This window comes from Calothrix sp. PCC 6303 (genome assembly GCF_000317435.1).
Taxonomy (GTDB): Bacteria; Cyanobacteriota; Cyanobacteriia; order Cyanobacteriales; family Nostocaceae; genus PCC-6303.
Genome location: NC_019751.1, coordinates 6,005,361 through 6,028,584, shown reverse-complemented (window position 1 = coordinate 6,028,584; position 23,224 = coordinate 6,005,361). Strand labels below are relative to the sequence as shown.

The window sequence follows — 23,224 nt, the reverse complement described above, 5'->3', positions numbered from 1 at the left end:
TATCAGTAGGGTTAGGAAGGATTTAAAAAAACAAAAAAAGGGTAGGCAAGATGCCCACCCCGTTAAAGTATCAAATCAAAACTATTAGGGACTAACCTAATAGTGTCTTAGCAGTTGCAAATACGTTTTCAACACTGAAACCGAACTTCTCTAAGCAAATATTACCAGGAGCAGAAGCACCAAATCTGTCGATGCTAACTGCTACACCTTCAGTGCCAATATACTTGTGCCAACCGAAGCTGCAAGCCGCTTCCACTGATACGCGCTTGGTGACAGCTTTTGGTAATACTGATTCTCTGTAAGCTGCATCTTGGGCATCGAATAAATCGGTGGATGGCATAGAAACTACGCGTACTTTCTTACCTTCGGCGGTAAGTTTTTCGGCAGCAGTTACACAAAGGCTAACTTCGGAACCTGTACCAATTAAGATAATGTCGGGTGTACCTTGGCTATCAACTAAGATATATCCACCTTTTGTAACACCTTCAATTGATGAACCTGCTAAGTTAGGTAGGTTTTGGCGGGAGAATGCTAACAGGGTGGGGTTGCCTGCTTTGGAGCTTTCAATGGCAACTTTGTAAGCACCAGAGGTTTCGGTTCCATCAGCAGGACGAATCACTGTGAGGTTAGGAATTGCCCGCAAAGAAGCGAGGGTTTCGATTGGTTGGTGGGTGGGACCGTCTTCACCTTGTCCGATGGAGTCGTGAGTCATCACCCAAATTGAACCAGCGAGGGACAAAGCTGAGAGGCGAATTGCTGCCCGCATGTAGTCGGTGAAAATTAGGAAGGTTGCACCGTAGGGAATTAATCCGGAACCATGCAGCGCCATCCCGTTGCAAATTGCACCCATACCATGTTCCCGAACACCGAAGTGAACGTTACGGTTTGCGTACTGTCCCTTTTGGAAATCACCAAAGCCTTTGATTTCGGTGAGGTTGGAGTGGGTTAAGTCGGCTGAACCACCAATTAATTCGGGGAGAACTTGCGCCAATTTGTTGAGGCATGTTTCCGAATGTTTACGGGTGGGTAGTGCTTTGTCTGCGGGGGTGTAGGTGGGGAGGACTTTATCCCAACCATCGGGGAGTTTACCACTGACGAAGCGGGCAAATTCTGCTGCTTCTTGGGGATATTTTGCTGTGTATTCAGCGAGGGCTTGATTCCATTCAGCTTCTGCTGTTGCACCACGTTCCACTGCCTTCCGCATGTGGTTGACGGCATCTGGTGGTAGTTCAAAAGGAGGGTATTGCCAATTTAAGTTGTTGCGGGTGAGTTCAATTTCATCGCCACCCAATGCTGCACCGTGAACTCCTGCGGTGTTAGCTTTGTTGGGAGAACCATAACCGATGGTGGTTGTCACCTTGATCATGCTGGGTTTGTCGGTGACTTTTTTAGCTTCTGCGATCGCGCTTTCAATTGCAGCCAAGTCATTGTTACCATCTTCGACATGAAGAACGTGCCAACCGTAGGCTTCAAACCGCTTGGAAACGTCTTCGGTAAAGGCTACATCGGTAGAACCATCGATGGAGATGTGGTTATCGTCATAGAGGGCGATGAGTTTTCCTAATCCCAGGTGTCCAGCGAAAGAACAGGCTTCACCCGAAATACCTTCCATGTTACAACCGTCACCTAAAATTACGTAGGTGTAGTGGTCAACAATTGTGGCATCAGGCTTATTGAATTTTGCGGCAAGATGTGCTTCAGCCATTGCTAAACCAACAGCGTTGGCAATACCTTGTCCCAAAGGTCCTGTGGTGACTTCCACACCAGCGGTTTCAAAGTTTTCTGGGTGTCCGGGGGTTTCAGATCCCCACTGCCGGAATTGTTTAATGCCTTCAATTGTCACACTGTCATAGCCTGCTAAATGCAGTAGGGCATACTGTAACATTGAGCCGTGACCAGCGGAAAGCACAAAGCGATCGCGGTTGAACCATTTTGGGTTTTTGGGGTTCATTCGCATGAATTTGTCCCAAAGTACAAACGCCATTGGCGCGGCACCCATTGGCAAACCTGGGTGTCCAGATTTTGCTTTTTCCACAGCATCGATTGCTAAGAAGCGGATCGAGTTAATACAAAGTTCTTCAAGGGTTTGGGTCGCAACAGCCATAATTTCTTGTTCTTAACGACGGGTGAACACTGTTTTTCGCTATGCTGCTGTTGGCTTTTTTTGCTGTCAGCAGTCATATCTATCATCCCATTGGTGTTTGTAGACCGACAAGGATAATACCTGGGATTTTAAACCGAGGATGTGAATTTATTTTATTGAGGTTTGGGTTAAATATCCGTTGCTAAATCGACTAAACCACTTGGCAACAGGTTTTGAAATTTGAACCCAGGATTTGTACGAGTATTTAGGGAAACTCCCAATTTTTAGCAGTTATCAAATTGGATCTAAGTCCTACATCAATTATCAGAAGGTGTCAGTTGTAACCACACACCTGATAACTGATAACTGATAACTGTTCACTGATTTAAGCGTACTTCTTAAAGGCTAACGTGACATTATGCCCACCGAATCCAAAAGAGTTGGAAAGTGCCACATTGATTTTTTGAGGACGGCTAGTGTTGGCAATATAATCCAAGTCGCAATTAGGATCGGGGTTCACAAGGTTGATTGTTGGGGGTAGAATGTCATGTGCGATCGCTAAAGCTGTCGCCACCCCTTCAATACCTCCGGAACCACCAAGGAGGTGCCCAGTCATGGATTTGGTGGAACTGACGGCGATTTTTTGGGCATGTTCGCCCAAAGCGCGTTTAATCGCCGAGGTTTCGTTCGGATCATTAACGGGGGTACTGGTACCATGGGCGTTGATATATGTCACCATCTCTGGAGTAATACCGCCATCTTTCAACGCCATTTGAATAGCTCTAGATGCTCCTTCTCCTCCTGGTACAATTGCTGTCATGTGGTAGGCATCACAGGTCATCCCATAGCCCACAACTTCAGCGTAAATTCTTGCACCCCGGCTGAGGGCATGTTGAAGTTCTTCCAAAATCAAAATCCCCGAACCTTCACCCATCACAAACCCATCACGATCTTTGTCAAAGGGACGACAGGCATGGGTAGGGTCATCGTTACGGGTAGACATTGCCCTGGCTGAAGAAAATCCAGCTATGGACAAAGGGGTAATTGCAGCTTCACAACCGCCACAAATCATTACTTGTGCATAACCATTTTGGACGATGCGAAAAGCATCCCCAATGGCGTTGGAACCAGCTGCACAAGCCGTCACCGGACAAGAATTGGGTCCTTTAGCACCAGTATGAATTGCTGTTAGCCCCGCTGCCATATTCGCAATCATCATCGGTATCATGAAGGGGCTACAGCGATCGGGACCACGATTTAAATAAATCGTTTGTTGTTCCTCCAACACCTTAATGCCACCAATGCCTGAACCAATCATGACACCGATTTGTTCAGCGTTTAGGTCATTGATGACCAATCCTGCGTCTGCTAAAGCTTGTTTTGCAGCCGCCACCCCAAATTGGGAAAAGCGATCCATCCGTTTGGCATCTTTTCGATCCAAGTATTCAAGAGGATCGAAGTTTTTCACCTCCCCAGCAATGCGGCAGTCGTGACGCGATGCGTCAAATAAGGTGATTTCACCAATTCCGTTACGACCGCTTACCAATCCTTCCCAATACTCAGATCCAGTGTTACCAATCGGTGTAATCGCGCCAACACCAGTTACAACAACGCGTTTACGGATAAAGTCTGTCATGATTCAGTTCAATGGTGGCTCTTCTTACAGGCAAAAAAAATAGTCCTGAGTTTTTAAGTTCTGAGTTCTGAGTCCAATTTTGATATAGAAGTAAATCGGGTAAGAATTTTTACCTAGTTCACCAAGGCAATTTTAGTAGTTAGACAAATTTACCGCGTCTTTGGGTCTTTATGTCTGTTTATATTTGGTGGGGTAAAGTTTCTCACTCTGGAATTTGTACTTATATACTTTAAAACTCAGTTCTCAGTCCTTAGCACTCGTTACGCAGATGCAGCAACTTTGTTGTTGATAAAATCCACTGCTTCTTGAACAGTGGTAATTTTTTCAGCGGCTTCGTCAGGGATTTCGATATCGAATTCTTCTTCCAAAGCCATTACCAATTCAACTGTATCTAGGGAATCTGCCCCTAAATCATTAGAAAAATTGGATGCGGGTGTAATTGTCTTAGACTCAACGCTAAGTTGCTCTGCAACAATTTCCTTGACTTTTTCAAAAATTTCTGTTTGGCTCATAGATAAATTTCCTCAACCAGTTACTATTATCCGCTCTATGTGGACTATAGGTTTTAAGCATATACATCTTATCGTCAAGGGCGATCGCCCGTATATGTTATTGCCCAATCTTTAGTTATTACACACCACCACTTAGTAATGCCTCGTGGAAGTCTAAAAGTCCACTGTCAAAAGTCAAAAAGTCGATAATTTTCAGCTTTTGAGCATTTTTAACTGGATTTCTATTTCCGCCACTAAGCACCAGTTTTAGGTACAAAAGTAATCCTTAAGAGCTTATTGTCTCAGTTTTTGTGAAGTTTATTTGGGATTTGTTAATTAATTGAGACACTTAGTTCGTCAACCCTCTGTTTGCAATGATAAAACAGTTATTGTTACAGGCAAAAGCCGATCCTTAAGTGCCTTGGTTGATTTTATATGCAATCTCAGACTTTACAGTATGCTTATTTCCCCGGTTGTGTTGCTCAGGGTGCCTGTGGAGAACTTCATTTATCCACTGTTGCTGTTGCCCAGGAACTAGGAATTAAATTAATTGAACTCAAAAAAGCTTCTTGTTGTGGTTCGGGTACCTTCAAAGAAGATTCTCAACTTCTGGAAGATACGGTAAATGCTCGCAATATTGCTTTAGCGGAGGAATTAAATTTACCTTTGTTAACCCATTGCAGCACTTGCCAGGGTGTTATTGGTCATGTTGATGAACGCTTAAAAGCTAGCATCGACAGCGACCCAGCTTATTTTAGCAAGGTTAATGGTTTACTCAAGCAAGAAGGTTGTCTGCCATATCGTGGCAGCACCGAAGTTAAACATCTTTTGTATGCTTTGGTGGCAGATTATGGTATAGAAGAAATTCAAAAACGTGTAACTCATAAGTTATCCCAAATTAACTGCGCGGCTTTTTATGGCTGTTACTTGCTGCGTGCCCAAAAAAATACCCCCTACGACAACCCTTTTAAACCCGAAGCAATGGAAAATATTTTCCGGGCTGTCGGGGCAAATCCGATTTATTACCAAGGACGTACACAATGTTGCGGATGGCCCCTTTCTAGTTATGCCACTACTGAATCATTTAAAATGGCAGGAAAACATCTCCAAGATGCTATCGATAATGGTGCTGATTGTATTGTGACACCTTGCCCATTATGTCATTTGAATTTAGATTCGCGTCAGCCAGAAGTTGAGCAAGTAATTGGTAAGAAACTAGGCTTACCTGTGCTGCATTTACCCCAATTAGTAGCTTTGGCTTTAGGGGTGAGTCCTAAAGCATTAGGCTTAGATAGACATGTTGTTTCTACCAAACCAGTGTTGGAAAAGTTGGGTTTATTGGTTGCTTAGAGACTGTCTCTGAACGAAAAATAAAATTATCATAGGGGAGATAAAAAGCGGTGTGGATGTTCCCCCCCGCTTTATTCCCGTTTGTAAAAATATTTTTCACTCGACGAGAAGCCTTGCGGCTACCAGACAGTAGTGCAAGAGAAAATACGTCCGTTTCAAATCCCCTTATTTTAATCATGGGAATTTCCCTGCTAAGAGTTCCCCGTTTCCTGTTACCTAAACATCTTTTTCGGAGATACTTCCTTTGAATCAAACTCTCAAATCCTTGCGTAGTCCTAACACAATGTTGCGACAATGCGGCAAACCCGCGCAATGCAGTGACTTCATACGCAAGATTTCAAAATCACTCTATCCATGCGGCTTGGAAAAATTCTCGCTCACATAGCATGGCATAACGATAGGTTGAGTGTAGCAAGGCTCCATCACTACCGTAACATTCAACCAAACCTTCTAATTTTTGCACCAATTTAGCGAATTCTGCGCTACTGTAGGTCTCAATCCAATCTGCATACTGGTGATTAGGAATACCATTATAAGCCAACTTATGTCCCAAAAAAGCATACAGACGTAGACAGGGAGACATGGCAGCGGCAGTCAAACCCACATCCCCACTCCAAGCAGTTGCTAGTAAAAAATCAGTATAACGGCGGGTAGAAATTCCTGGTTCAACGGATCGCAAATTAACTCCCCATTTAGCAGCATAGCCTTGATGTAAACGCAGTTCTGTTAACACCCCACCAGCTAAGTCGTGAAAAGTGGTAAATCCTGAGAAATCTGGCGCTTTAGCGGCAGCGATACTGTAAGCACGGGCAAAGGCTTCCAAGAAAAAAGCATCTTGCCCTAGATAATAAGCAAATTTCTGCTGTTCCAAAGTCCCATTAGCGATACCTTGGACAAACGGATGCTCTAAACAAGCTTGTGCGAGATCTTGATTTGCTAACCACAATTGGCTGGAGATAGTCATATCTATATTTTGGAATATTTAAGGTAAAGCGACGAGATTTATAAACATTGCTCACCACTTTTTTATATCTAGAGAAAGATACTATTTGAGCGTAGATTTTGTAACATCTTTTATTATAAAGGGAAGCAAGACTTTTAAAGCAAAAATTTTGATATAATCAACCTTTAAATCAGAAAAAATAAGTTTATTGGTCTATATACCTTGGACAAAAATATCTAAATTAGGCATACAAGTTGGGACAAACTTAAACCAATTTATAATCTAAAAACAAGTTAAGTAGTTAATAATTACAAACACGACTTCATTTCAATCATGGACAATAAATTATTATCTCCCCACATCAATATTAAATCAGTCAAAAGTACCAAAAATATGGAAAATAACTCAGTAATTGGAAAGGCTCAAAGCGTTATTGAGGAAGCGACTCATACCATAGGTAGGTTTGTTGGATACTTTGGAAATAATTGGTTAGTTCGCAAACTTGCTGGAGTTTTAAATCTAAATTGGTTGGTGGGAGCAGCAAGTGCTGTTGATTTGTTAAATGCAGCTAAAGAAGTGGAAAAGTTGCAAAGTAATTATCCAGGAGAAAATCCCCGTCAACTTGCTCATCGAATCATGCTCAATAAAGCCAAAAAAGCAGGTGGCATAGGTTTAGCAACAAGCTTTTTACCTGGTGTAGCGGTTGCATTATTAGCAATTGATTTAGCGGCAACAACTCGATTACAATCGGAAATGGTTTACCAAATTGCCCATCTCTACGGCTTAGATTTACAAAATCCAGCCCGTAAAGGTGAGGTGTTAGCAATATTTGGTTTAGCTTTGGGTGGTGAACGTTTGCTCAAAGCTGCGGGTTTAGGTTTGTTACGCAATGTCCCGTTTGCAGGTGCTGTGATTGGTGCGGGTGCAAATGCGACAATGATTTATTCTTTGGGTTATGCAGCTTGTAGATTTTACGAAACTAAGTTAGATCAAAGTAAATCCGTAGCTTCAGAGGAGACTTTAGCAGAACTGAAACAGGAAAGTCAGAGCTATTTGGAAAAAGCGATCGCACAACAGAATATCATGGATAAAATTCTGGTGCATATTGTCTTAGCAAGTCACCCTGAAAAGACTTGGGAGGAAATTGTACTATCACTGCAAGCATTGAATTTTAGCCAAAGTTCACTGGATGCAATTCCGCTGGAGATGAAATCGCCACAGTCGTTAGAATTACTGCTAGATCAACTAAATCCTGACTTTGCAGTTCCCCTACTAGCACAATGCCAAAAAATTGCCCAAATCAACGGGGAAATTACACCAACTGAGCAACAAGTTATCGACACAATTACTCAGCGATTTCCCCAGAGTCGAGGGTAATTCAGAAACTTTAGCTACCTAACTTCAACATAATTTCATTACGTGCGATCGCACCCAAGGATGGAATAACCTTAGTATTACCTGTGTGGGGAGCAATGCTAGTGGGGACTTCCTCCGGAACTTCCAACTGTTTAGCGAGATTTTGCAAGAGTTTATCTTGTTCTGCGCGGAAAGCGGAAACCGAAGCACCGCGATTAATTACAGCAAACCAAACCAAACCGCGATCGCGTGTTGGTAAAACCCCAGCTAAAGCACTCACATCTCTGAGGGTTCCTGTTTTCATCACAGTAGCATTTGGCATATGTCGAGAATGCATTGTCCCCCGATGATCGACTCCAGAAGTGGGGAATAAATCTGCCAATGTCAATCCGTAACCTACAGCTTCTCGTTGTAGCGCCATTAACATTGAACATACTGCTCGTGGGGAAATCCGATTTTCCACACCCAATCCAGAACCATTAATTAACTGAATTTCTGATTCGGGAACCTGCGCCAATTTAGCTGACATCGATTGTACAACCGTATGACCCCCTACAGCTTCTGCTAACATTTCCGCCATATCATTATTACTAAAAACATTCATCTCGTTAATTAGCTCTTTGAGGGGTAACGAGTGATGCTTAATCAAGATAGTTTGTTCGGCAATTTCCTGTTCAGATAATTGTACTTTCCCAGAAATCACAACTTTGGGTTTTGGTGTCCCCTTAGGCATAATAGAATATTGCAAAGTTGCCGCACGCGACCAAGTTGCAGAATTCAAAGTTTGTTTGAGTGCTTCCCCAGCTAGTAAAGGATGACGCTGGAAACTCATGGCAAACCTACCAACAATAATTAGATTCCCCTTAACCTGCTTAATACCAATTTTATTGAGACTGTTGCCGAGTGCGATCGCTTCTTCCCACACAAACAGAGGATCACCACTAGCTGTCACCACCAAATCCCCTTCCACAACTCCGTTCTCAATCTTTCCTGTGGCACCAATCACAGTGGGAAACTCATAATCTGCCCCCAACTGGTTTAAAGCTGCTAAAGAAGTGGCAATCTTGGTTAAAGAAGCCGCAGGCACTGGGGTTGTGCCTTGATGATTTGCCATTAACATCGGACCAGACTGCATCCAAATACCCTGGTTTACAGTTTGCTCTACAGGAACCAATTTGGTAGATATTAACTCCTTTAGATACTGCTCAACAGTCTTAGCACCAGTGGGGTTTGGATCCGCAGCAATTACCAAACCGGGGGTGCTTTGCCAAGCCAATGCTCCTAAAGCATTTAGAGGCTTGATTTTTGCTCCAGCCAATTCTAGCCAAAGTGTAAACAAACCCGATCCAAATAATTCCAGCATTCTTGAATTCCTCGATTTATACTTTAATCTGCGACTAAGTAGGTGGGAGTTGAAAATTGTCGTTATGACAAGGCAGTAGGGGTAAGCGCAAACATTTGGGGTGGCTGTGCCTTCTGTTAGGGTTTGTAAGAAGACTTTGAAGCTAATTTACATTACCTTACATAGCGGAAACTTTTTCGAGGGTTTCCGCCTCCAAAAATAGTTTCCAAGAAGTTGTGTTTATTCCCACCTACCTACTTAGTAAACGGTAATTTTACTTTTCCTCAAGTAAGTTTGAATAATAACTGGTGTTGGCAACTTGGGGAAGTGGGTAAAGACACAAATTAGGTGACTTATGATTCAGAATGTTTCCTGAATTTTCATTTCTTCTGTGATGTCTCAAGATTATCTGGAAAGTTCATCTTAATTTTCTTCACTTTTTTCTCATTTTCTTTAGGAAATAGGCAACAAAAAATTGTTACAAATCACACAAATGGATTTTTTCAGCAAGCCCTAAGTACAGAAAATTGATAAGCTTGACTCATCACGAATAACTGAACAGTTCTATGCATAATGACACCCTTGAACAATGGGAACACTCCCACAACTTTTCAACAAGCCAAGATGATGCGGAGAAAAATACCAAAATTGTGATGCTACTCACAGCCATTACCATGGTTGTTGAAATTATTGCCGGAACTATTTATGGTTCTATGGCTTTACTGGCAGATGGTTGGCATATGGCAACCCATGTCGCAGCATTTGGGATTGTCGTTTTTGCTTATCAGTATGCGAGAAACCATGCCAATAATCCTAAATATACATTTGGCACTGGTAAAGTAAGTGTATTGGGGGGGTTTGCTAGTGCTATTGTTCTTGCAGTAATTGCTTTGATCATGGTGCTGGAGTCAGTAACTCGTTTTTTCCAACCCCAAACAATTCAGTTTAATGAAGCTATTGGTGTAGCTGTAATTGGTTTATCAGTTAATTTAATCAGTGCTTTACTGTTGCAGGATCATCATGAACATCATGAACATCACCATGATGAGCATGAACATCATCACGATCATAACCTTCGCGCTGCCTATCTCCACGTTGTAGCAGATGCCCTGACTTCAATTTTGGCGATAATTGCCCTATTTGCCGGAAAGTTTTTAGGTTGGGTTTGGATGGATGCAGTAATGGGTTTAGTTGGTGCAGTGGTAATTGGAAAATGGTCTTATGGTTTAATTGCGGATACTGGTTTAATCTTGCTTGATGGGGCAATTGATAAGGGGGTAAAACTGGATATTGTGGCGGCTATTGAGGAAAATGCTGATAATCGCATCAATGATTTACATGTTTGGTATGTGGCTCAGAATCATGTGGCAGCAACAATTTCGCTAGTTACCCATTATCCTCAATCACCAGAATATTACAAAAATCTCCTCAAGCATATTCCATCACTGTCCCATGTGATTGTGGAAGTTAACCGTTGTGAAAATGAACCTTGTATAAAATTACAACATAGTAATTGACAACAAACAGTACGGTGTAGTTTTCATTGCCTGAAATGTTATTGATTGCAAATAGTGAAAAACTCTGAATCATAGCTGAATCCACCTGAAGGTGGATTCAGTTTAGATAATGATCATAAATATTCAGTTGGTTTTTGTTTAAGAAATATATTAGTCGTCTTTTTTACCAAAAACCATCTGTAAAACCACTGTCATACCACCTTCTTGGTGATACCTATCAGCCCAAGCACGGATGATCTCGTCTAGTTCTTCCTGCGCTTGTTCAAGGCGCTCTGGAGGTATATCCAGTTCTTCTAAAATCCGCATTGCTTTGGGTTTTCGTTCTGCCCAATCCCGCATCATTCGGAAATACCGGGCGGTATCTTCCACCATGATGTAGGTACGTTCTTGCTCGTCGGCTGGAGCATAAAACGGACGAGTTAGGGCATAAAATGGCATTCCCCAGGGAGAATCAACGCGTGTAACCGTTCCCGCATACAAAAGACGGCGTTTGATATGCTCTGCTAAGGCTTCGCTCAATCCCATCCGATGTTCGGGTGGCAAATCTTCTTGCGATCGCTTATGGAGGAATTCGATTAATTCCAGGAATTCAAAAGAGCTAACAAGGTGAGCATCAGGCAGGTTATCCGGCAATTTTTGCTCAATTTGTCGTTTTTCTTCGCTGGTGAGGCTAGTTCCGGGAATTCGAGAACGTCCTGGTTGCCAAGGATATTTCTCCATCCACACATAGGGTAGTTGTATCAAATAACGAGGTTCTTGAGAACCTAGCATTTTTAACAATTTCCCTTCGGTTAGCGCTTGTCGGACTTCTTCAACGATTGCCTTGACTCGTTTTGGTTCTAGGTGATGCAAATGTCCTGTCATTCGCAGGTTTTGCCCTTGTTCCAAATAAGTCATGTAGATTGCACATTTGGCTGCTGTTGCGGCTGCATCTAGAAATGCCCCATGTCTGTGCCCACTCGTCCGCATGGCACTAAAAGCCAGATAAAGCATGATCTGATCCATCGCGCTGGGCCCAAGACGTTTGATCAGATCGATGTCGTTACTCATATTTACAGACAGTTTTTTAGCACGTTTACAAAATTTTCAGTCTTAGGAAAGTAGTAGTATACACCCGACTGATGGTTATATGTTTACTTTTGATTTCCTATTATGCGTCAGGTAGGGGTGTCATTGGTAGTCTTAGTCAGTAACTACTCCGTATTTTTACAAGATAAACATGATGGCTACATTGGTAGCATAAATTTCATCTGTCCTAAGGGTATTTTTTTGGGCGGAGCTTAACTGAATTATTCAGGGCGAACCGCTGATGATGCTTTGAAACGATTACGAATTTGCTCCAAGCTTAAAGCTGCTGCACCAAATGTGACAATTAAAATACCGGCAATTTGATTTATTTTTAAAGTTTCTTGAATGATGATACCAGCTAAAATAGCTGTGATTACAGGTACGCTGGCTCCGATAATTGCGGAACGGGTAGCGCCAAATTTACGTACACCTATGTTGTTAAATACAGATACAAATAGGGTAAAAACACCTAAGATAAAGCCGCTGAGAATAATTTCCAACCATCTAACCGCGCTCAAATTTTGTAACCAATTGGCTGGGGAAAGTATAACTAGGCTGATCCCCGACAGTAATAGCATAGTTGTGGAGTGAATTAGCGTTGCTGAAACTGGATGTAATCTAGCTGCACAGATGCGGCTGAGGATTAGATAAACGGCAAAGCTCGAACCTGCCCAAATAGCGCTATTTGTTCCGAGGGAAAAATTTCCGGTTGCCGAAGCTATGGGAAAACTAATAATTAGTAATTCCCCAAAACCAATCATTGCGATCGCACTCAGACGAAAACGACTAAAACGGTCGCTCCTCGATTGCCTACGAAACAGTAACCAAGAGAGGATTACGGTAATAACTGGGTAGATGAAGAAAAGCGCGATCGCTATCCCAGTCGGAACCTGTCCAATGGCAAAGTAAACTAAAACTTGGGAGAAAAATAAAAATAATCCGCTAAATACCGATAGGAATAATACTCGTTTACCTAATGGCTTTTCTGTTGTTGGGTTTCGATGGTTGGGAATCTGTTTTGAACCAACAAATAATTTTTGGATATCTTGCCATACCTGTGGATGCATAATTGGTGCTAGCAGCATCATCATGGGTACAACTACTAGCATTCGTAGCATCAAAATTAACAAACAATTTTCTAATGTGGGTGGAAGTAATTGTTCCACAGCAAAAGTCCCCAAAATCTGCGAATTCGGCTGGAAAATTGTCTTAATTGCCACGTTAGATAGGGCTGATACAATTGTCACTAAAATTAACAATAAGCTGGCAATGGGTTGTACTGAAGATGCAGGTTGTTGAGTTGGTTCTGGTGTGGGCGCTTGTTGGGGAATTGGTTCAGGAATCACAGAACCAGGAGTTATAGAAGACGCAAAGCGGTTTCCGTAGATATCTCCATGTGATTCCTCGGTACTATCCCCCTTGTTCCCTGCTTTCTGCTCCTTTTCTTGTTGCTCAAACCATTTTTCTGCTGGTCTTACAGTCTCTATATCATCTTCGCTGATGATTCTCGCTGATTGGGATGTTGCTTCCTCAAATTCAATTTGGGTAGCTTCTTCTAAATTTAGGTTGGCAGTACTACTGTTATTTGCTTCTTGACGCAAGCGATTTACTAACCCGGCAATAATTGCTTCCCCTTGTTCCTGCTGGGTATACATGCGTGATAGCTGTTGAGCAAAATTGCTTTGAAATTGGTCGATTTCTGTTTGTAGCTGCTGTAAAGTTGCAGCTAGTAGTTGATTGGTGTGGGAATTTGTCTCTGTGGTTTTGGCTTCACCATGTTGTGAAGCGGCTAAGGCATCTGGGATAATTTTTTCTAGGGAAGATTCAACTTGTGAAGAAACATGGTTTGCTAAAACGCTGACTAACTGCCGCATGAGAACTTGTTGTTCTTGTAGTAGTCCTTCTTGCAGCACCTTTTCTTTTTGTAGTTGCAGTTTTTGAATTTCTCCAGTCAAACGGATTTTTTCTTCCCGCAACCCTTCTACATCTTTTTGTAAAGACTTCAGCAAACCTTGGTGAATCGATTGTAAGTCTTCAGTCATTCTGCGTAGAGAATTTTCTGGATCACCGTTAGTTTGCGGATCTGATTGGTTATGCGATCGCTCCATTCATTTGACCCTCTGTTCTTGAATGACTCAGCAACTTTACCAGTAGCAGAATCAGCGGTTGTAATGCTAACACTCTCTGTATTTTGTCAGATAAATCCGCAACAATAAATTACTTCTGGCAAATTTATTTTATTTTTTTGATGAAAAATCTCTGGAGTCTGGAAAGCTTGCAGCATCTTGTGGAGTTTTAGAGCGATCGCACGATGGGAAAAGTTTCGATTTAATCCTCCTCCTTCTCGTCAGCAGTTGGAAAATTTGGCTGTAGTGGTGGGAGTTGAGGTAGATCGATTGTTCGAGATGTTGCCACCTGGTGGGGTAGGGATGAAACTGGGGCTTGTTATGCGGAATCGCCTTGTCGCAAAATTGAATGACAGTTTAAGGAGACGCAGGGGTGTAAGCGTCATCAGTTAAGGTTATTGTCGGAATGTCTTAATTGTGGAGCGAGGTTTAAAATTCCGGCTTTGTGGGTTGATGGGTGGTGTCACAGGTGTTTTCTGGAATTTGCGGAGATGGTGAAGTATCAGAAGAGTGTTTGAGTCGGTTTTAAATTTATTCAACCGAAGACATATTATCAGTAGCTGTAGCAATTATTTTTAATAGTAAATGGTGACAGCGAAATTCAGGAGGATATGATTTTCCCGGAGGAACTACTCGCTGGTGATCCGAGGTTTTGTGATCACGAGTTGGAAAATCTGGATGATCATTTAATGTGCATGGTACTTTAGTTGCAATATTGGTAAAAGCTTTGTTTGAATCACCAGAAAAAAGATAACCTAGCATTCCTCCTTGGCTAGAAAAGGGTGCATATCGGCAAGTTATAAAGTTGTCTTTTATCTCTTTTATATATTCACCTACTGCCCCATCTGATTTCAAAACCTTAGCTTCTAAAGGCCAGATAATCCTCTCATTAGAGATGAGATAAAATGCAATATCATATTGTGGTGGTTGTGCTTGTGCTGATTGACTACTTTCTATTTCGTAAACTTCATGTTGAACATCAAATGGCTCATCTCCCGTCATATTTCTGCGGATTCTGCGCTCAAGAGATTGAGTGATGCTCCTTTCTATTTGCTCGTCTGCTTCATCACAATTAATTTGTGATAGAATCTCGGCAACCAGCAAATCATATCCTTCCCAGACAAGTTTGACGAGAATTGTTATTGCATCATTGTTCCAACCTTTTGCTACTTCAACAAAGTCCGGTGTGTCTTTCCAACGTAATTCTGGAATTGTTTTACCTCTTCTAACCATTAGCATGACTCCTCTATAAGCTGCGATTTTTCATCAAATTTTGTTAGCCATGTCATAATATCTGCGGCTACTTCGTCAGCATCTCTTAAAGCCATAGAACGAGTCCAATAACGAATTTTGTCAGGTTTGATTAAATAAATAGTAGGGATTTTTATCCCATTCATTTGCACAGAATCATAAATCGTGGCAACACGTTGATAAAAGATGCTACCATCTCCTATACTTCCTCTTTCCAGATACAACTTATTTAAGTTTTCCAAGCGTTTCATTAAACTAGGGGAGTCAAGAGGTTTAATATGAACACCTTCAGAATCAGGCTTATTAAGATGAATAGCTACTAAGCGAATAGGAAGAAGAGTGTTAGTTTGTTCTTGAAATATGGTGGCGCAAACTTGTTTATCTTGTCCAAATCCTGCTTTAAGAACTCGCAAGAAATACTCACAATATGCCGTAAGTTCAGGTTCAGTATCATTCTGAGATTGATTATTATCTATACGGTGAGTTCTTTTGCGTCCTGGAGAAGCAGCATTTCCTTTAAAGTCTGGGAGAGTGTAATTAAATAGATCATTAATTAGTACCCATTCACTATCTTTAAATTCAAAAGCTTGTCGTATCCGCTCATCTATATCATTAATTGTTTTTATATTCTGCAATTCTCCTACCGATAATTCAGGTATTGGCACACGCAGTAAATCACTTACATTAACTTCTGGGATATAAGAGGCAAAACGACCACTAGAAAGCAGTAGATAGTAGACAGCTAACTTACTATTGTATGATAGACACGCAGCATTCAATTGTGAAATATGACTTTCAGGAATATGTATGCTCACATAACTTTCAGAGCAAATAATTCCTTGGTTTTTATTATCAGGATTAATTATTACTGAACGGAATCTGCCACTCTTTTTTTGCCAACTTAACTTTAAAATAATTTGTGGCAATTGAAATGCAGATAGGCTACTTAAACCTGTACCAGAGTCAATATATGGATCATCATTGATAGGAAGTTGTTCAGCGTTTAGGTAGAGAAAACTGGTATTAAGTGATTCATCTGATTTCAGTATTCGTTTATTCAGTAGACTATTTTCTACTTTTTTTCTATTACCTCTTGGTACTCCTGGGCGTGTTTTAGCAATGCCACGTGTTTTAAGTTTTTCAATACTCGATTCCTGATTCAATCTTCTTAACAAGGATAGATCACGTCTTCCTCCCCACATTAAAGCCATCCAAATTAATGGGTTTGAGATCGCCTCTTGTGGGTAAATTGTATTAATATCATTTGGCTCAATTACTATATGATAGTCATCCTCATTAGTCATTACTTGCTTAGGACAAATGTATGTCAAAGGTTCATCGTCAGGAGGTGTGACTGACATTGTGATAATACAAGGTGGAGAACTAGCATCTTTGAAAAGTCTAAAACGTAATGCAGACAAATTAACTATTTCTTCTATTTTGAAATCTGAAAAGAGAGTGTTACGGAATCTCCTAGCAGGTTTATTTGGATTTAAAAGCAGTGGCATAACAGGCTGTATCATTGATATTTGTCCACTTTCCTTTGTCAAAGCAGCAGCTTTTGGTAAAAAGAAAAGAGCAATATTACCATAAGAGGTATTCCATTTATTCTGATTTTCAGGTCTATTCTTCCAAGAATCTATGTATGAAGAGTTACTTACGGAATTTTTACCCCAGGGTGCATTACCTACGACTAAATCATATTTACCAGCATCTTGAACAGTACGAAAACCTTCTTTATTTTCTTGAAAAAAATCAGCAGCGATTAATTGACGTTCACGTAATCTAGGAAAGCGAAACTCATTCTCCCAATAATATTGAGGTTCAACTTTATCAAGCATGGTCAAATATAGACTAAAAGATGCTACTCTTACCGCTTGTGCATCTACGTCAACACCAAATAAATTATTTTCTAGTAAATCTTTTAAATCACTTGGCTGAATTGTTTTTGGATGAGCTTGTTCCCATCTATGAATTAAACGCTGAAATGCTTTAACAAGAAAAATTCCTGAACCACAAGCAGGATCAAGAATCTTGATATCCCATTCTTGACTATCCCAAGGTAAAACACCATCTAGTACAAAGTCAACTATATGTTCTGGTGTGTAATGAACTCCTGTGCCAGATTCTTTACTAACAAACTCCTCATATATACTGCTAATAAACTCTAAAGGTATAACGTCAAAATGGTAGTATGGCCATAGACTTAATTGTCCAGTTTCAATATCTACATCACCACTAACAAAATAAGCAAGTATATTTAAGTGAGTTTCTTTAACTTTTTGTTCTTCTGTTTGCCATTCTGCTTCACGTTCTTCTTCTTTAGCACTCTTACCTGGGAATAAATCACCATTGAACTTGCTATTAAGCCAACGAAAAAATTTATAACTATCTCTATGATTTCTTAATATGTCAGCTAAATGAGAGTATTTAGCAGATAATTCCCCAATCCGATATAAATAATCTAGTAAATTTGTATTTAAAGCAGGATTACCTTCAGATTCTTGACGATCAAAAAGGAATTGAATGAAAATAATTCTTGCTAATAAATCATGAATAGTGTCATCATCAAGTTCATTTTGTTGAAGTATTTTCCTAACACTTTTCAGATTTTTCAATAGCATCTGGTCAGCAGCTTTTTTTCGTTGGAATCGCTGACTATGTTCTTGAAAAAATTGACCGGATACTAAATCAGCCCAGTGTAACCGCAAAGTTTCAGCAGCTTGACCTGAAAGAGATAACTGATTAAATGACTCAATTTCCTGTTTAGAAACATTAACTACAGGCTTTATAATATCATCTTCTTTTGGAGGTTCTTCGTAGCACGTCCAAATTCTTAATCGCTGAGGTTCTGTTGTAATGAGTGATGGTGTACGAGAAAAACTCCAAGCCAGTCTATAAGTTTTCTTTAATGTTTCCTCTGATACTTCTCCTGGAAAATCACACACTAAAGCAATGGGTGTTTCTGTTGAATCCCCTTGAGGATTTGCCGCCAGCACTCCTATTTGCACACCTTGACCATCTGGAAGTTTGCTGATAGTTCTACCTAATTTTTCTTTAGCAATTTGTGCATAAACACTTGGACCAGCACCAGATGGCTCCAAAATTTCTTGTGGAGTCGGCCAGTGAAGCTTTTCGTGTGCTAGTTTAAGTAGTCCAGACTGTGACATTCGGTTTTTTAAGGTGCATTAAGGGATGATTACACATTTCACCAATCACGTTGTTAGGAGCCGCGTCAAAATAACTGGATAAAGTGTGTTGCTAAACTATGGGTAATTTAAAGACTCCAATCAAAGAGTTACGCAACTTATTTTTACATGATTTCTTATGAATTGATTGACATTATTTAATAGTACTTTAGTATTATTAAATTGCACAACAATACTTAACTCGAGTTCACAAAATCAAAATCTTTTGGAATGCGAACACAGTTTTATTCAACACAAGCGATGCCTACAACATACAACATAATATCGTGCAACTTCAGTTTTAATCAGTCAATCTAATGGTTAACCGCTGCTTAATCGCATCTAACCACACCGGAACTACAGCTTTACCTTGTTCCAAAAGCACGATCGCATTCTTCAAATCAAGCTCCAGTTTTCCCTTTAATTTGTTAACAGTGACACTAATTAGTGAAAAATGACATTAATCTGTTAACAGTGACAAATAATTAGTCAATGTGCACTAGGCTTGAATAATAGCTAAAGCCGGCAGTAGGATTTGAACCAACGACCTTCCGATTACAAGTCGGATGCACTACCACTGTGCTATGCCGGCAATTTACGTGTTACGCACACGATTTCTAATCATACCATAGATACTTTATTTGTCAAACTATTAAAATTAAGACATTGAAGAATTTAAGCTCTACCAAGGTGGGACAATATTTGTTGATGTCTGGGTGCAGCTTCTGCCATAAGTGGTAAAGCTACAGACAACAGCACAACAACTAATATCTGTAGACAGCATGACAGGATTGATTGGTAGAGATTTATTGGGTTTGGCAGATTTGAGTCGTCAAGAAGTTAAGGATTTGCTGCAAATGGCGACTCAATTGAAGTCGCAACAGCTAAAGTTAAGATGTGAGAAAGTGTTGGGATTGTTGTTTTCCAAAGCTTCCACCAGAACTAGGGTGAGTTTTACCGTGGCAATGTATCAGTTAGGAGGACAGGTAATCGATCTTAATCCTAATGTTACTCAAGTAAGTCGCGGTGAACCAATTCAAGATACTGCTAGGGTGTTGGATAGATATTTGGATGTTTTAGCGATTCGGACTTTTGCCCAACAAGATTTGGTGACTTTCGCTAGTTATGCCAAAATCCCGGTGATTAATGCCTTAACTGATTTGGAACACCCTTGTCAAATTTTGGCTGATTTGATGACGATTCAAGAATGTTTTGGTGATTTGGATGGATTGACTTTGACTTATGTGGGTGATGGAAATAATGTTGCTAATTCTTTGATGTTGGGTTGTGCTTTGGTGGGGATGAATGTGCGGGTGGGAATTCCCCAGGGTTTTGAACCTAATTCTGCGGTGGTGCAACAGGCAAGGGAAATTGCTGGGGACAAAAGTCAGGTAATATTAACTGATGATCCACAGGTTGCTGCCAAAGGCGCTCATGTTTTGTACACTGATGTTTGGGCAAGTATGGGTCAGGAAGAGGAAGCAAATGATCGAATGCCGATTTTCCAACCATATCAAATTAATGATGGGTTGTTGGAGGTTGCAGATAGTGAAGCAATTGTTTTACACTGCTTACCAGCCCACCGTGATGAAGAAATTACCGATGCTGTAATTGAAGGTACGCGATCGCGTGTTTGGGATCAGGCTGAAAATAGAATGCACGCTCAAAAAGCATTACTCGCTAGTATTCTTGGTGCAAGTTAATTTCAGGTGAGGTAGGTTAATAAAAAATATCAAATTTATTCCCCCTCACCTTCAAAATCTAAAGATTCAAATCAAATATGCAAAAAAGATAGCACATAGTGCTAATTTTGTAGTACAAATGTTTATTAGTACATTTGTTGTTTATCGATTGACAATTTGTTATGGAAAAACTTACTGAAGCACAACAGGAATTGTATGAATGGTTAGCTGAATATATTCGCGCTAATCAGCATTCCCCTTCCATTCGTCAGATGATGCAAGCAATGAATTTGAAATCACCTGCACCAATTCAAAGTCGTTTAGAGCATTTACGTACCAAAGGCTATATTGAATGGAGTGAAGGTAGGGCAAGAACAATTCGTGTTTTACGTCAAACTAAGTACGGTGTACCAGTTCTGGGAAGTATCGCTGCGGGGGGTTTAATTGAACCCTACAATGATGCTGTGGAACATGTGGATCTCAATAATATGGCATTGCCACCCCAAACATATGCGTTGCGGGTGACGGGTGACAGTATGATTGAAGATTTGATTGCGGATGGTGATTTAGTGTTTTTGCGTCCCGTACTGGAACCTGGTCACTTGAAGAATGGTACGATTGTGGCAGCTAGGGTAGATGGTTTTGGTACGACATTAAAGCGTTTCTACCGTGAAGGCGATCGCGTCACACTGCAACCAGCTAATCGCAAGTATAACCCCATCGAAGTCAATGCTCTCCAAGTAGAGGTTCAAGGTTCTCTGGTGGCAGTTTGGCGAGGTTATAATTAAATTCTCAATCGTTTAACCACCTCTAGATACTCCAGTAACATGTTTGCATAATTGGTTATGTTGATATTTTATCTCTAGAATCAATCATGAATATTGGGTTTGAATAATTACTCACAATTAAAGTAGTTTCTTTTTAATGGGTATAATAATGGAAGGAAAAAGCTTCTTTCAGAATATCCAAAAAATCACTATTTTGAATTAATTCTAATTATTTAGACTACCTTTACTTGATTGATGATGAATCTAACAAATCACATCATAACCTATCCAATGAATCCATTATCTGTTGAAGTATCCTAAGTTCATATCTAGGGCTTCACCACATATCATTTTTCAAGTTTATCTGGTGTATTTTGGTAGATTATAGTTGCCATAAATCACTTTGTGGCAATTATAATCTCTAAGAATTTTTACCATTTTCAAAAATAATGCGACACACAGGAGGGGTAAACAACCATTGATGAGTCGCAAAGGTTATTTGAATTGGTATTAACTGAGAACTAATCAATTTTACCAACAGCTTTTATTTACGATGTACGTAGTTAAAAATCAGGGACAGCATCAAGATAATCAAGCACCAATATTTCAACTTTCAACTCAACTTTCCATAGTCAAGGAAGCTAAGGGAAACTATCGCACTCAAGCATCACCCGGAATCCCCCAAATACCCCTAAATTTACACCTGCGAAACTATCAACAACAAGCAATTACTAACTGGTTTGCTAACAATGGTAGAGGTACCTTGAAAATGGCAACAGGTAGCGGCAAAACAATTACAGCATTAGCAATAACTTGTGAACTTTATCGTCAAATTAATCTGCAAGTTTTAATTGTAGTTTGTCCCTACCGTCATCTGGTTAATCAGTGGGAAAGGGAATGTCAAAAGTTTAATTTACAACCAGTTCTAGCATTTGAGAATGTCCGCAGTTGGCAAAATCAATTAGTAACTCAGCTTTATAACATAAATTCTGGTTCTCAAGCATTTTTAACAGTAATTACCACCAACTCAACTTTAATTTCTCCAGGTTTTCAAAGTCAACTTAAATATTTTCCTCAACGAACTTTAATTATTGGGGATGAAGCTCATAATTTAGGTTCACCAAAACTCGAAGAAAGCCTACCTAGACTTGTAGGTTTACGTTTAGCTTTATCAGCAACACCGGAAAGATATTTTGATGAAGATGGCACTCAGTCAATTATAAATTACTTTGGGGCTGTAATTCAACCTGAATTCACTTTAAAAGATGCAATTAAGCAAGGGGCATTAGTACATTATTTATACTATCCTCTTTTTGTCCAATTAACAGAGTCTGAAAGTCTTGCCTATTCAAGAATTACTTCTAAAATCGGCAAAGCATTACAATACCGACAGCAAGAAAATAGTACCTTAGATAAATTCACCGAAACCGAAGATTTAACTCCATTATTAATGCAAAGAGCCAGATTAATTGGTGCTGCGGAAAATAAATTATCTGCTTTGCGTCAACTAATGAAAAATCGTCGAGAAACAAGTCATACCTTATTTTATTGTAGTGATGCTTCCTTAGAATCTGAACAGAGTAATTTACAACAATTAAAAGCAGTTGCGAAGATTCTCGGAAATGAACTTAATTATCGCGTCAGCACATACACTGCACAGACATCATTATTAGAAAGAGAAACCTTACGTCGTCAATTTGAAAGTGGAGAATTACAAGGTTTAGTGGCAATTCGTTGTTTAGATGAAGGTGTCGATATTCCGGCAATTCAAACAGCAGTAATTCTATCAAGTTCCGGAAATCCACGTCAATTTATTCAGCGTCGAGGTAGGGTTTTACGTCCACATCCTAGCAAAGAACGAGCAACTATTTTTGATATGATTGTTGTTCCTCCAGATTTAGACCGAAAAACCTTAGAAGTCGAACGTAATTTATTGAAAAAAGAGTTGAAAAGATTTGTGGAATTTGCTGACTTAGCTGATAATGCTGGAGAAGCAAGGATGCAATTATTGAAGTTACAAAAACAATACGATTTAATGGATATTTAAATTCTGCTTTATAGTAAATACGGCTCAGTTAAGATTCTAATCATAATATTTTTTTGCTGTAGAGACATAGCATTGCTAAATCTAAACCTCATCCATTATGAAAAGTGGAGTTTTGTCATTCCGAGGTAAGGTAGACGCGTAGCATAGCATGTCATCTTACGACATAGCGGCTTGTCGCAGACTAGTATAAGCCCGTAGGGCTGGCTACGCCTACTCACAATCTGGAGTCATAAACTATGGTTCTCAAAATAGAGGAGGTTTATATAAGATTTTTAGTTCTATCTGAACCGTATTAGTTTATATTAGATTTTTCATGACTTTGATAAATCTTTAAGAGTCTTTAAGTAAACTGCATATATTCAGAGATGATTTCAGTT

General features: G+C 40.1%; 17 protein-coding genes and 1 tRNA gene. 7 read left to right on the top strand and 11 right to left on the bottom strand.

Annotated elements, in window-relative coordinates; translation table 11 throughout:
- Nucleotides 1-91: 91 nt before the first annotated feature.
- The 4 genes from tkt to CAL6303_RS30490 form a co-directional block, all read right to left on the bottom strand.
- On the bottom strand, nt 92-2,104 hold the full coding sequence (gene tkt / locus CAL6303_RS24390) for a transketolase (protein WP_015200504.1): 2,013 nt from the start codon (nt 2,102-2,104) through the stop codon (nt 92-94).
- 364 nt (nt 2,105-2,468) lie between these two features.
- Entirely contained in the window at nt 2,469-3,719 is a 1,251-nt protein-coding gene (gene fabF, locus CAL6303_RS24385) for a beta-ketoacyl-ACP synthase II (RefSeq protein ID WP_015200503.1), read from the bottom strand.
- A gap of 260 nt (nt 3,720-3,979) precedes the next feature.
- Complete coding sequence (gene acpP, locus CAL6303_RS24380; RefSeq protein ID WP_015200502.1) at nt 3,980-4,231, bottom strand: acyl carrier protein; 252 nt, start codon at nt 4,229-4,231, stop codon at nt 3,980-3,982.
- Between the two features lie 118 nt (nt 4,232-4,349).
- Complete coding sequence (locus CAL6303_RS30490) at nt 4,350-4,487, bottom strand: hypothetical protein (RefSeq protein ID WP_158333179.1); 138 nt, start codon at nt 4,485-4,487, stop codon at nt 4,350-4,352.
- Between the two features lie 158 nt (nt 4,488-4,645).
- Here CAL6303_RS30490 and CAL6303_RS24375 point away from each other — a divergent pair, with 158 nt between their 5' ends.
- A complete protein-coding gene (locus CAL6303_RS24375; RefSeq protein ID WP_015200501.1) occupies nt 4,646-5,560 on the top strand; it encodes a CoB--CoM heterodisulfide reductase iron-sulfur subunit B family protein in 915 nt (304 codons plus the stop codon).
- Between the two features lie 343 nt (nt 5,561-5,903).
- Here CAL6303_RS24375 and CAL6303_RS24370 read toward each other — a convergent pair whose 3' ends face one another.
- Nucleotides 5,904-6,524, bottom strand: a complete 621-nt coding sequence (locus tag CAL6303_RS24370; protein ID WP_015200499.1) for a TenA family protein — start codon at nt 6,522-6,524, stop codon at nt 5,904-5,906.
- 312 nt (nt 6,525-6,836) lie between these two features.
- Between CAL6303_RS24370 and CAL6303_RS24365 the strand changes: the two genes are divergently transcribed.
- A complete protein-coding gene (locus tag CAL6303_RS24365; RefSeq protein WP_015200498.1) occupies nt 6,837-7,880 on the top strand; it encodes a YcjF family protein in 1,044 nt (347 codons plus the stop codon).
- Between the two features lie 10 nt (nt 7,881-7,890).
- Here the strand turns inward: CAL6303_RS24365 and CAL6303_RS24360 are convergent, their stop codons facing one another.
- Nucleotides 7,891-9,222 carry a D-alanyl-D-alanine carboxypeptidase gene (locus CAL6303_RS24360; protein ID WP_015200497.1) on the bottom strand — a complete coding sequence of 444 codons (1,332 nt, stop codon included), beginning with the start codon at nt 9,220-9,222 and terminating at the stop codon, nt 7,891-7,893.
- Nucleotides 9,223-9,767: 545 nt separating this feature from the next.
- On the opposite strand from CAL6303_RS24360, the gene dmeF reads away from it, so the two are divergent.
- The gene (gene dmeF, locus CAL6303_RS24355) at nt 9,768-10,718 is read left to right on the top strand and encodes a CDF family Co(II)/Ni(II) efflux transporter DmeF (RefSeq protein WP_015200496.1); all 951 of its coding nucleotides are present in this window, start codon (nt 9,768-9,770) and stop codon (nt 10,716-10,718) included.
- Between the two features lie 150 nt (nt 10,719-10,868).
- Here dmeF and hetR read toward each other — a convergent pair whose 3' ends face one another.
- Both hetR and CAL6303_RS24345 read right to left on the bottom strand, forming a co-directional pair.
- Entirely contained in the window at nt 10,869-11,768 is a 900-nt protein-coding gene (gene hetR / locus CAL6303_RS24350) for a heterocyst differentiation master regulator HetR (protein ID WP_015200495.1), read from the bottom strand.
- A gap of 239 nt (nt 11,769-12,007) precedes the next feature.
- Nucleotides 12,008-13,894 (bottom strand): EamA family transporter, encoded by a 1,887-nt coding sequence (locus tag CAL6303_RS24345; RefSeq protein WP_015200494.1) that lies wholly within the window; start codon nt 13,892-13,894, stop codon nt 12,008-12,010.
- Between the two features lie 177 nt (nt 13,895-14,071).
- Here CAL6303_RS24345 and CAL6303_RS31290 point away from each other — a divergent pair, with 177 nt between their 5' ends.
- The gene (locus tag CAL6303_RS31290; RefSeq protein ID WP_238993738.1) at nt 14,072-14,305 is read left to right on the top strand and encodes a hypothetical protein; all 234 of its coding nucleotides are present in this window, start codon (nt 14,072-14,074) and stop codon (nt 14,303-14,305) included.
- A 138-nt stretch (nt 14,306-14,443) separates the two neighbouring features.
- On the opposite strand, the gene CAL6303_RS24340 is transcribed toward CAL6303_RS31290, so the two are convergent.
- The 3 genes from CAL6303_RS24340 to CAL6303_RS24330 all read right to left on the bottom strand — a co-directional run bounded on the left by CAL6303_RS24340 (nt 14,444) and on the right by CAL6303_RS24330 (nt 18,943).
- Nucleotides 14,444-15,145, bottom strand: a complete 702-nt coding sequence (locus CAL6303_RS24340; protein WP_015200493.1) for a hypothetical protein — start codon at nt 15,143-15,145, stop codon at nt 14,444-14,446.
- Nucleotides 15,145-18,333 (bottom strand): class I SAM-dependent DNA methyltransferase, encoded by a 3,189-nt coding sequence (locus CAL6303_RS24335; RefSeq protein ID WP_015200492.1) that lies wholly within the window; start codon nt 18,331-18,333, stop codon nt 15,145-15,147. The genes CAL6303_RS24340 and CAL6303_RS24335 overlap by 1 nt, the downstream gene beginning before the upstream one ends.
- Before the next feature lie 538 nt (nt 18,334-18,871).
- A tRNA-Thr gene (locus CAL6303_RS24330) sits at nt 18,872-18,943 on the bottom strand.
- Nucleotides 18,944-19,133: 190 nt separating this feature from the next.
- Between CAL6303_RS24330 and argF the strand changes: the two genes are divergently transcribed.
- The 3 genes from argF to CAL6303_RS24315 all read left to right on the top strand — a co-directional run bounded on the left by argF (nt 19,134) and on the right by CAL6303_RS24315 (nt 22,847).
- Nucleotides 19,134-20,054, top strand: coding sequence for an ornithine carbamoyltransferase (argF, locus tag CAL6303_RS24325; RefSeq protein WP_015200491.1), 921 nt, complete (start codon nt 19,134-19,136; stop codon nt 20,052-20,054).
- A gap of 161 nt (nt 20,055-20,215) precedes the next feature.
- Entirely contained in the window at nt 20,216-20,821 is a 606-nt protein-coding gene (lexA, locus tag CAL6303_RS24320) for a transcriptional repressor LexA (RefSeq protein ID WP_015200490.1), read from the top strand.
- Between the two features lie 532 nt (nt 20,822-21,353).
- Nucleotides 21,354-22,847, top strand: a complete 1,494-nt coding sequence (locus CAL6303_RS24315; RefSeq protein WP_015200489.1) for a DNA phosphorothioation system restriction enzyme — start codon at nt 21,354-21,356, stop codon at nt 22,845-22,847.
- Nucleotides 22,848-23,224: the final 377 nt, after the last annotated feature.